Annotated in this window: 6 protein-coding genes; 1 reads left to right on the forward strand and 5 read right to left on the reverse strand. The window is 53.4% G+C overall.

All coding sequences use genetic code 11. From position 1 onward, the window contains the following. Positions 1–22 precede the first annotated feature (22 nt). A complete protein-coding gene (locus tag Q31b_RS09850; RefSeq protein WP_146599531.1) occupies positions 23–1150 on the forward strand; it encodes a patatin-like phospholipase family protein in 1128 nt (375 codons plus the stop codon). Positions 1151–1286: 136 nt separating this feature from the next. On the opposite strand, the gene Q31b_RS09855 is transcribed toward Q31b_RS09850, so the two are convergent. From Q31b_RS09855 to Q31b_RS09875, 5 genes are all read right to left on the reverse strand, one after another. Continuing rightward, the gene (locus Q31b_RS09855) at positions 1287–3284 is read right to left on the reverse strand and encodes a hypothetical protein (protein ID WP_146599532.1); all 1998 of its coding nucleotides are present in this window, start codon (positions 3282–3284) and stop codon (positions 1287–1289) included. 497 nt (positions 3285–3781) lie between these two features. Then, positions 3782–6022: a peptidase M50 gene (locus Q31b_RS09860; RefSeq protein WP_146599533.1), complete on the reverse strand. Its 2241-nt coding sequence runs from the start codon at positions 6020–6022 to the stop codon at positions 3782–3784. A gap of 62 nt (positions 6023–6084) precedes the next feature. Beyond that, entirely contained in the window at positions 6085–7530 is a 1446-nt protein-coding gene (locus Q31b_RS09865) for an efflux RND transporter periplasmic adaptor subunit (RefSeq protein ID WP_197171299.1), read from the reverse strand. Next, complete coding sequence (locus tag Q31b_RS09870) at positions 7527–8468, reverse strand: efflux RND transporter periplasmic adaptor subunit (RefSeq protein WP_146599535.1); 942 nt, start codon at positions 8466–8468, stop codon at positions 7527–7529. The genes Q31b_RS09865 and Q31b_RS09870 overlap by 4 nt, the downstream gene beginning before the upstream one ends. Continuing rightward, positions 8465–10378 carry a TolC family protein gene (locus Q31b_RS09875; protein WP_146599536.1) on the reverse strand — a complete coding sequence of 638 codons (1914 nt, stop codon included), beginning with the start codon at positions 10376–10378 and terminating at the stop codon, positions 8465–8467. The genes Q31b_RS09870 and Q31b_RS09875 overlap by 4 nt, the downstream gene beginning before the upstream one ends. Between the last annotated feature and the right edge of the window lie 317 nt (positions 10379–10695).

Genomic DNA, 10695 nt, shown 5'->3' on the forward strand with positions numbered 1-10695 from the left:
CTCACCTCCTGCTCAAGTATTCATGAAGATCGCACTTGCATTTTCCGGTGGAGGGGTACGCGCAACGGTGTTTCATCTGGGCGTCCTCGCACGATTAGCTCGTCAGGATTTGTTGGGCGATGTTAAGATCCTATCAAGCGTATCCGGGGGCAGTTTGGCAGCTGGGCTTGTCTTTACGTCGGCCGGATTGCGTTGGCCCGCGAGCGACGAATATTTGCATGAGGTTGTGCCACGATGTCTTGCGCTGTTGACGACGCAAAATCTGCAGCGAACCTACATTCTAAAGTCCCTTTTGTTGCCATGGCGACTCGCATTGGGGCGAGCATCGGTACTCGGTGACGCCTTGAAGAGCAAATGGGGGATCGCCGGTTCGTTGTCGGATTTGCCAATCACGCCACGCTGGATCATTAACGCAACCTGTTACCAAACGGGCAAAAATTGGCGTTTCGAGCGGGAGTTGATGGGAGACTATCAAACCAAATATGTCTCGGATCCTGACTTTCGTCTATCGCACGCCTTGGCGGCCTCGGCAGCGGTTCCCGGCCTAATCGGGCCACTCGTGGTGCGGTCGCGACATCACGCTTGGTGTGAGTACGCTGATCAACAGTGGCAAAGTATCTCGCCGAGATACAAGCGACTCCATCTTTGGGATGGTGGTGTCTATGACAACTTAGGAGTCGAGTCCCTCTTCAAGCCTGGCGAAGGGCTACGTGAGGGCACCGATTTTTTGATTGTTTGCGATGCATCGCGTCCCTTGTCTGCCGAAACGCGACAATCGCGATGGAGGCCTGGTTACTTGAAAGCTTCGATGCGGTTGGTGGACATCGCAACGGATCAAGTCCGAAGTCTTCGGGCTCGAATGTTGATTGACTATTTCAAACAGAACCCTGGTACGGGAGCCTATTTGCGGTTGGGGTTGGCGACCAAAAAGATCTATTCTCGAGGTCCGCGCAAAGGGAAGCCTGCCCTGTCCGACGATGAAGTCCATGCTGCGGCGCAGATGGAAACGACTCTCCGCCGGCTGACGCATCATGAGTTCAGTCTCTTGTTCCGTCATGGCTTTGAAGTCGCCGACGCCATGCTGACAACCTATGGCCATGAAGCACTGACCAGCGTCCCTCGCAATCAAGTATTATTTCGAGCGGCGTAATCTCCTTTGGTACACGAATTTTGTCGAGATGGCACGAAAGAAGCCCCGGAAAACACGTTGCTTTCCGGGGCTACTCCTGTTTCTCACGTCAACGCGACGCTCGAAGGGTTAACCAAAATTCGCGAGAGCGAGCAAATTAGTTGCCGCAGTTGACGCAACCAGCACCGGTTGCCATCGGAGCGGACTGCATGACGGGAGCCGATTGCATGACCGCACCACCACAGCTGCTACAACCAGACGAAACGGCTGGTTGAGTGTTGTAGACAGGAACTTGGATCGTCGTTGGAACCTGCTGGCAAGTTTGAACTTGAACTTCTTTCATCGTTTGCACTGGAACACAAACGGTGTAAGTTTCTGGCACTTCCTCTTGAACGGTATCGTAAACCGTGACGTTGTAGGTACGGGTACGAGTTTCAGGAGTGCAGACCGTGTAGCTTACTTCGCGAGTTTTCTCTTGCGATTCCATACGAGTCTTGTTGACCGTACGAGTACGGGTTTCAGTCTTCATGGTCGTTTGAGGAACCTTGCGAGTGCGAGTCTCCATCTTCGTACGAGTCACAGGAACGCTACGGGTTTTGGTTTCCGTGCGATACTTTGTGACTTGGTATTCGCGAGTACGCTCTTCTTGACGGCACTTGTTGACGGTAACCATGCGGCTACGTGTTTCGGTCGTCATTTCGCAGTAAGGAACTTCGCGGGTGCGAGTTTCCATACGTGTGCGAGTGACAGGAACTTCGCGGGTGCGAGTTTCTTGACGGCACAATTGAACTTGGTACTCACGAGTACGCGTTTCTTGACGGCACTTTTGGACTTGGACTGAACGCGTACGTTGCTCCGTTCGGTACTTCGTAACGTTCACCATACGAGTACGAGTTTCGCATCGCATCTTGGTGACAGGAACCATGCGAGTTTGCGTTTGGCAAGTGTAGCTGGTCGTCGTGTAGGTGTAAGGAACTCGTTGAGTTTGGCGTTGGTAAGTCGTTGTGGGGACTTGCACGCAAACAGGGTTCGGAACGTAAACGCGACGGTACGAAACTTGTGGAGCACAAGCGGACGAACCGCAAGCGGAGCCACAGGAAGATCCGCAAGCTGAACCACATGCGGATCCGCAACCACAGCCGCCTCGTTTGCCGAGAAGACCACAACCGCCAAGGATTCCGCTACGACTTCCGCAAACGCTACTGCTAGAAGCAACGGCTTGGCATTGGTAGCTGCCCATGTCCTTGGTAACCGTCTTCATCGTGGTCACAGGCACACAAGTTGTCACGGTTCGGTATGCAGTCCGGGTCTGCTGCACAGGAACGCGAACTTGATAAGTCTTGGCGACTTGTTCGGTATAAGGAACGGCGACCTGGTAAGTCTGAGCGACTTGCTCCGTGTAAGGAACCGATACCGTGTAAGTTTGCTCAACCGTTTCGGTGTAAGGAACGTTGACGGTGTAGTCTTGAGTACGCGTTTCGGTATAAGGAACGTTAACCGTGTATTCCTGAGTTACTGTGTCGGTGTAAGGAACACAGACTTGGTAGGTTTCTTCGCGAGTCTTTTGAACAGGAACCGAAACGGTGTACTGTTGCTCGACTTGCTCGGTGTAAGGAACGTTGACCATGTAAGTTTGGGTCTTCGTTTCCGTGTAGGGAACCTGTACCGTGTAGGTTTGCTCAACGTTTTCGGTGTAAGGAACGCAGACCTGGTAGGACTGTTCAACTTCGGTCGTGACAGGCACCTGAACGGTGTAAGACACTTCTTCGGTGTAAGGAACAGGAACCTGGACGGTATACGTTTCAGTCTTTGTCTGAGTCGAAGGAACCATCACAGTGTACTCTTGCGAACGAGTTTCCACTCGTGCGACTTGCTTGCTAACCGTACGCATACGGGTTTGCGTTTGACGTTGGTAAGTCGTCGTGGGGACCATTCGGGTCTCCGTAACCATTTGCGACCGCATAACGGTCTGCGTTTGATAGGTTGGGCCGCAAGCACCCGAACCTGAGCCCATCACAACGCCAGAAGCGTCGGACGAAACACAACCGGAGCCGCTTTCACAGCCTCCGCACGAACCACATTGCGCCTGAACGTTGACTGCGAACACCAATGTCGCGAAAACGCTTAGCACTGTCTTAAGCAATGATGCTTTCATCTAGGGTAACCCTCCAAAATACGTCTCACAGCCAGTGAGGCAACAGAAGAAAATCGAGTAAGCTTTAACGGCTGCGTAATTTGGGCGAACCTCTCGCCCTGAGCCCGTTAATCTATCCACTTATCCACCTATGTCAATAATTAGTTCTGGGATAATCGGGGCAATTGAGAAATTAATGCCGGATTGCTCTTGCATGCCGTCGAATGTGTGACAGCCCCGCGCAGTCCGCGTGTTATCGGCGACAAATTTCGTCTTATCCGATGGGCGAAAGAGTTCCGATTGTTCCAGCGTGGAGAAACCGCTCCTTGCTATCTCCGCTACCCTCATCGCGCCATCGACATCTCCCCAACTGCCAGCCTTCATCGATTGACACGGAACGAATTGGGCCTTTGATCGAATTGGACCTTTCCAGCGGAGCGACAATCGCCATCGGCGCGTGGCTCTGATAGGAAACGAGCGGCCTGATGGGCTGGCGGTTTAACAGAAATAGCAGACCGTTAGCGGTATGCTGCAAAGAAGGAATCGATGATTCGTGATAGAAGTGGGCGATTATCGGCCAGTGTCATTTTCCCGAGTTGTCCCGCTCGAACTTCCGCACTGGTGATCGGGTCGAGCTTGCTGATGCTCTCGAGATGAGCGTTGACCAACCGAAGATCGTTCCCTTCGTCTGGCGATGGTTCGACCGCCAATGGCCCACCCGAAGTGGCTGCAAATGCAGGATGGGCTAGCGTTTGAAACGCTCGCGGACGTAGGGGACCGGGGCGGGCAACGATTGATTTTCCACCACGAAGCCGAACATTGGCTTCCCAATTCCCTTCGCTCGCCTGCTGATAGGCAACGATATCGCGTTCAGGGATTAACGCCAACAGTTCCTTCTCACGAGGATCCGAGACACGCAGTATTTCTTGTCCTCGTTTCACAAACGCGCCAGTCAAATATTCCATTCGGCTGGATAAGATGTATCCGTCGCGCGAGGCGTAGATGGTTAGCTGGGAGACTTGGTTATCGAGTTCGGCTAGTTGGCGAGCAAGTGATTGCGCGTGTTCAGCGAAGGCGGCCGCTCGCGACAATTCGCCCTTCTGTCGGGACTGAATCGCTCTCATCCGAGCCAGCTCGAAGTCGTCTGCTTTTTTGTCTCTCCGCAAAATCAAGTCGGGATCGGAAAGATGTACCAATAACTTGCCTACTTCGACAAACTCGCCGTGCTGTACCAGAACATTTTCGACAAAGGCGTCGCTTGGCGAGCGAGCGATTTGTTCATCTTGAAAGCGGACGATGACCGCAACGCGGCGGTCGAGTGGCGATGGACAGATCGCGATGTAGGGGAACGCAGCCACGAGCAAGGTGACGTAGAACAACAATCGATGCCGATATCGATTCATGAAAAAACGATCACCAGGCTCGAGCATCCAAATTTTGCTTAGCCAACGGACAGTGGGTAGGACGAACCAGACCAGTAGAGCGGCAGTGGCCAACAGGATTCCGACTCCCCGGTCCCACATCGCAACCCCAATAACCAGTCCGCCCATCCAAAAAAACTGAAAGATGACACTGGCGAGAGCGTGCGAGATGCCAAACCAATACTGCCATCCGATCAACAGTGAACGCCGGCGTGGGACTGCAAAGAACAACCATTCTAAGTATGCCCCAAGGTCACGCCGCCCATGCATTCTTAGATTGGGGATACCGACCAAGTCGGAGACGACGTAGTAGCCATCCAGCCGAAGCAATGGATTGGCATTGACGATGAGCGTGGCGGGACCAACGATCAAAAAGACTTGTGCCGCTAGATGCTTTGCATAGCCATCGGGTAAGAGCCACCAGGTCCAAGCGACGATGGCGGCGACCGCTAGTTCCAAGTAAACGCCCCCAAGGCCTATTTGGATTCTCGAAAAACGATTTTTTAGTCGCCACGCATCCGTGACGTCGACATAAGCAAGCGGGGCAAGGAAAAAGAACGTGATGCCAATATCACCCACCTTGATGCCATGATGTTTAGCCGTTGCCGCATGTCCCGACTCGTGGAGGATCTTCGCTAGAATCAGAATGGTCACCGTCACAGGCCATAGCTGGGGATCAAACAGATGCCGCATTTCGGCTGCGAATGCTCGCCAATGACCGTAGACAACGAACAAACCGCTCGAAACAAGCATACTCCAGATGGCGATTCCCAGCGGATCGAACAACCGTCCGATGCGACGGTCAAGCCAGGCGGCATAGGCATCACCATGAAACAGCGGGATGCGTTGGGAGATCAATAACGGCAAGTAGGCCAGCGAACGCCGAAAAAGTCCCTCATGCGGAGGGCCCACAGCAGGCGGAGGGCCCACGGCAGACGGAGGAGGCTCGGCGGCGGGAGGGCTTGCGAACGGTGCGTTTGCTTTTGGGGCCGACTCGATGCAGGGGTTGTTTGCGGTGGCCAATGCGAACTCAGTCGGCGTCGCGGATGCGGACTGCGAATTGGCTCCGCCGACAACGGCCAGGTTTGATTTCACCAATTCAGCAATAAGCTTGGCGACATCTTCTCGGTCCCAATCGATGCCTTCTTCCAGTAATAGCGAGTGAATTTCCGTGATGTCACGCACGCCATCAAGCAACATTGCGATACGGTATTCCTCACTTCCGAATTGAAAGAACTTTCCGGTCGCTTGGTGATGAGCGATGTAAGCGGTCCGTCCGCTCGATTCCGAAGTCGAGAACTCGACCTCCGCATCCAGAATAACATTCGGTGTTGTCATTGTTTCACGTCATCCATCCAACTCACCCTATCCAACTCACGCACCATCCAAATGCCACATCACTAATACCCACTCCACCAAACAATTCGTTCAAACTTACTTCGTATCCAAGACCAAACCCAAGGGCGAATGGGCCCGTAGGTGGTAGCGTTTCCCTTTAAGCCGGGCCTCAGTTTTCCGTCTCGGTTTTCGACTTCCACTTTTCCGATGAAGATGTTTTGGTCATCGCGGATTTCCGCAGCGGGGTAGAGTTCGGACAATGGTGCTTCGATCGAGCGACCCCCGACCGCCGGGAAGCGGATGCGAGTATCGGCGTTCGCTTTGACATAGCCAATTTCGTAAGCGGGGATTTCAACTTCGATCGTCATGCTTTCAAGCGGAGCGATTTCGAATAGCGATTGGCCCAATTCCAAAGGCGCTCCGACAAATTGGCTTAGCTCACCGCTGATCACGATTCCATCAATGGGGCTGACGATTTGGAGTCGATTCAAGCGATCTGACAATAACTCGAAGGACCGCATCAATTGCCGTTGTCGCAGCTTGGCTTGTTGTGCCTCGGCAACTTTTCCGGTCGCCAATGCGGTATCGTGTTCCTTCGCTGCTTGTTGAATCTCTGCCGCAATCGCTTCTCGTTCCATGCGTAACGGACGTCCATCGAGCGAAGCGAGCACGTCGCCTGCCCTCACCGATGTCCCCGGTTTTATCCGCGAGGACAACAACACCGCTTCGAAAGGAGCGGCGACCATCCGTTGGCTCATCGGTTTGACTCGCGCCGTACATGCGATGCGGTAACGGACCGGCCACAATGAGACGAGTCCCAGGAAGAAGATCGTGACGGCGATAAACAACAGGGAGCGGCGTGTCAGATTTCGAATCGCCTTGGGGAGGGTATGCTGGGGCCGACTCCAAAACACGGTCGCCAAGGTTTGATCGATTGCACGTAACCATTCGGTAAAGACTTGCGACTTTCGGAGGGGATGAATCCATACAACGCAGGTCATTGAGCGGTCGATGCGAGGCAAGCATATCACCAGTGACTCATTCGTCTCGGTGACCCCGGTGCGGTCAAGTTCGGCGTCGTTCCAGTATTTCGCTGCCATTTGATGCGGCGAACTACCAGGGCCGAGCCAGCCGAGTCGGTGATCATAAAGTCGTCGAAGCCGATCACCACCAATTCCACAGCGGACGGTGGTTCCGGGAAATTGACGTGCCAATTCGGTGGTCAACGAGCGAATCGCGTCCGAGCGGGTTTCCGAGGAAGCCATTGCACCAAGTATTTCGAACAATTGACCAAGCTGTGCCGGAGGCGATGAGTCCGTTCGAAGACTCGAGTCCGTTCGTTGGGAATCGTCATTTTCGATTGCGTGCTCGATTGGCTCTCGCTGAGCTTCAGGCTGTTGTTCGATTGACGCGACTGGCATTTCAAGAGGTGTTTGCGCATCACTACCGATCGACACGCTCAGGGTCGATTGGGTAGCGAACGTCAGTAGAGGATCAACAGGGCTCAACGTGAAAGAACCTCCCTTGGACGCTCTTTCGCCTGAAAAGATTGCTCGAAATTGCTTTTGCGGTGAATTGCGTTTCCGCTCGGTGCACGATTCAGTGTCAGCGTGCATCGATCGCCTGCTAAGATCATTTGATTGGCGTTGTCGAGTTCTACCCGTACCATTACGGTACCACTTTCGCCATCGATATTGGGCGCGATGCTGTGGATGGTTGTCGCCAACGTAGCGCCTGTGCTTCGAAAATAGACTCGTGCGGGAGAACCGACCGATAGAAAACGGATCTCTTCTGCTGGGACATTGAAGATCCCGACGATTCGGTCGACGACCAACAAGCGGGCGACGACGGGCTCGTTCGGTGAAACGAACTCACCACGGTCGAGAAACAAGTGTGAGATAATGCCCTTGCTAGGAGCACGGATTTGTCGCCGCTCAAGTTGCAATTGGTAGCGTTCGAGTTCTAGTTTTCTCAGCTCCATTTGTTCTTCTGCGGAGGTCAACTTGGCTTTGGCAATGCTGAAGTCGGCTTCGGCTCGGCGAACCTCATCCGGACGTGACATGTTTTTGGCTTCAAGTTCACGGAGCATACGAAGGCGTTGTTCTTGCAGCAATCGTTCTGCAACGGCTGCATCGACGGCCCCCTTCATCGATGCCTGACGCGCCGCGATTTCTACCGCCGACCGCTGCATTTCATCGTCTAATCGAGCGATGACTTGGTCCTTTTCGACCGAGTCACCCTCTTCGACGAGGACCGAGCGTAGGATCCCTGCTTCGGATGCCGCGACCATCACATCGTAAAGCGGCCGTGTGAAGCCATCATAAACAAGCGTTTGTGCCGGTGCATGAAGACCGCTTTGTGCATACGATCTTTTGGCCAAGCCGATGCCCAAGAGCAACAGCGTCAACGCAAGAGGCAAACGAATCCTAAAGTTGAGGTAGCTCATTGAGGGCCGCCCCTTTCGACGATCGTTTCAATAAGCCCCGTTTCGTGCAGAGCGCCCCCCACACTTGGAGATTGAACTGTCGAGCTTTGTGTTTGTGGTTGAGTGTTTTTGGATGAATCAAACCGATCAACCGGTTTTGCCGATTCCACATCGATCATCTCAGAGGTTTCAATCAACTCGCGGCTATTGTCGTAATCATTGGGCTGGGTAGGCAAGGGGTGTTCTGACTCGGATATGCGAAATAGGTTCACTTGGTTGTCGCAGGTATCACGAACGGTTTCAATCGATTCATGCACTAATAGATTGCCCATTGCACGTTGTAGCTCAATGAGTGAGACGAGGTACTGCACCTGAGTCGAGACCCATGCTCGTTCGGCATCGGCACGGCGTTGTTGGGCATCAAGTAAGTTCTCCAGAACCAATCCGACTCGCGATCCGTCACCGCCGAGTAGCAGGTATCGCTGTGTCAAGATTTCTTCTTCGGCGGTTGCAGTCAACACCATTTCACGTTTGCTTTGCTGCTGATCGATCGCGGTTTGGACGTTGATGACGGCCGATTCAATTTCCGCTCGTGTGAGTTGAATCGCTTCACGCAATTCCTCGGCCCTTTGACGATACAAAAACATTGCTTCGCGGTTGCGCGACCGCGCAAACCGATTGCCTCTTGGCAGCTCGTATTGAAGTCCAGCGCTGATGCCAGGCTGCAGATTACTGAATTGATCCGAAAAGGATCGGAAGATCGCGTAGTTTCCGTTGAGTCCTGCCAAATAGCCGTCGATCACCGCGTCGAGTTGAGGCAATAGTTGGTTGCGGCTGATGCGAAGCGCCAATGCAGCCGACTCGAGTTGACCAGCTGCCGCACGGACTTCGGGACGTTTTTTGAGTCCGACCAAAACGGCACTCCGCAGGTCGTAGACGAATGGTTCGGCCAGCGGAAGATCGGTTGGAATCATTTCGACACGGCTCTCCGCCTCGGCCAATGCTTCGCTGCCGACCAGCATTGCCAAACGCGCTTGTTGGCGACGCACTTGAGCCTCCGCTTCAATCACTTGATCGACTCGGCGGGCGATGCGTCCTCGAGTCTTGGTGCGTTCAATTCGACTCGAATCAAAGTCACAGCGGCCTTGGATCACGCGTTCGATTTCCACACCACGCTCGATCAGTTTTTGTTGCTGCAGGAAATGACAACGTGATTGATAGAGTTCCCAATAGGCAATCATGACTTCGGCGATACGTTTCTCGACATCACGCCGCATCTCTTGCCACGAGATTCCCGATTCAATTTGGGCGTTCGTCAACAGCCGCTCGGTGTAAACTTGACCTCCGCGTGCGAGCAGCGGACGCGAGAGGCTTAAACTCAGACGCGAATTTCCTTGATCGGTCGGAGAGAAAAACAGGCTATTGCTGTTGAGCGTGCCAAGCTCTTGCGAAAGGTCAACCGTTGTGCCGTCGCGACTTGTTCGGCGAATTCCGGCACTGGCTGAAAAGCTGTCTTGGATCGATCGAGGCGGACCACCCGTGGTCAGGGTGTTGCCGACGGGATCATTGGTATGACCTGCGTTCGTTTCAAAGAGCATCATCGCATCGAAGGCGGCGTCTTGCTGCACCACTTGCTCCAACGCCATACTCGCCCGGTTCGAAACACCTAGAATCCGCGGGCTGTGATTGAGCGTATCGATCAAGATTGTATTCAAATCGAAGGAGACGAAGTGAGGCTGAGGTAATATTGATCCTTTGATCAACGCGTTCCACCACTGAAATGCGTCATCGCCTTGCGTCTTTTGGAAACCTTCCAGAACAGAATCGTCGGACGGCTGTGCATCAAGTCCACGCGCACCGGTAGCAAACATTGCCGAAGCAAGCGTTGCTAGCGTAATCGCAGTGAAGAGTTTGGGGCGTTTCAAACGCATTGCTGATAGACAGTTCGCGTTGAGAAAAAGGGCGGTCTGTGCGCACAGTCCACACCGTTCTCTGATCGGTCAGATTGGGTGTGATGGATATGATGGTCCTGCAGAAAATCCGGCATTATTCAAACAAACGGCTTAACAACTAGTTTGTTTGACAAAGAGCGCCTAACCGGAAAGGTCCTGCTATCCCGTCAACAATGTCTTACCCTTTGGCAAGTAACGGCATTGGCTAAATGATCGCAATTGAAAAACGAAGTGACGCTTGTCGTTAAAGATGTAATCATTCGTTTCACCTCGCGACCAAGGGGGGGCGCACGACT

Source organism: Novipirellula aureliae (assembly GCF_007860185.1).
GTDB classification, from domain to species: Bacteria; Planctomycetota; Planctomycetia; order Pirellulales; family Pirellulaceae; genus Novipirellula_A; species Novipirellula_A aureliae.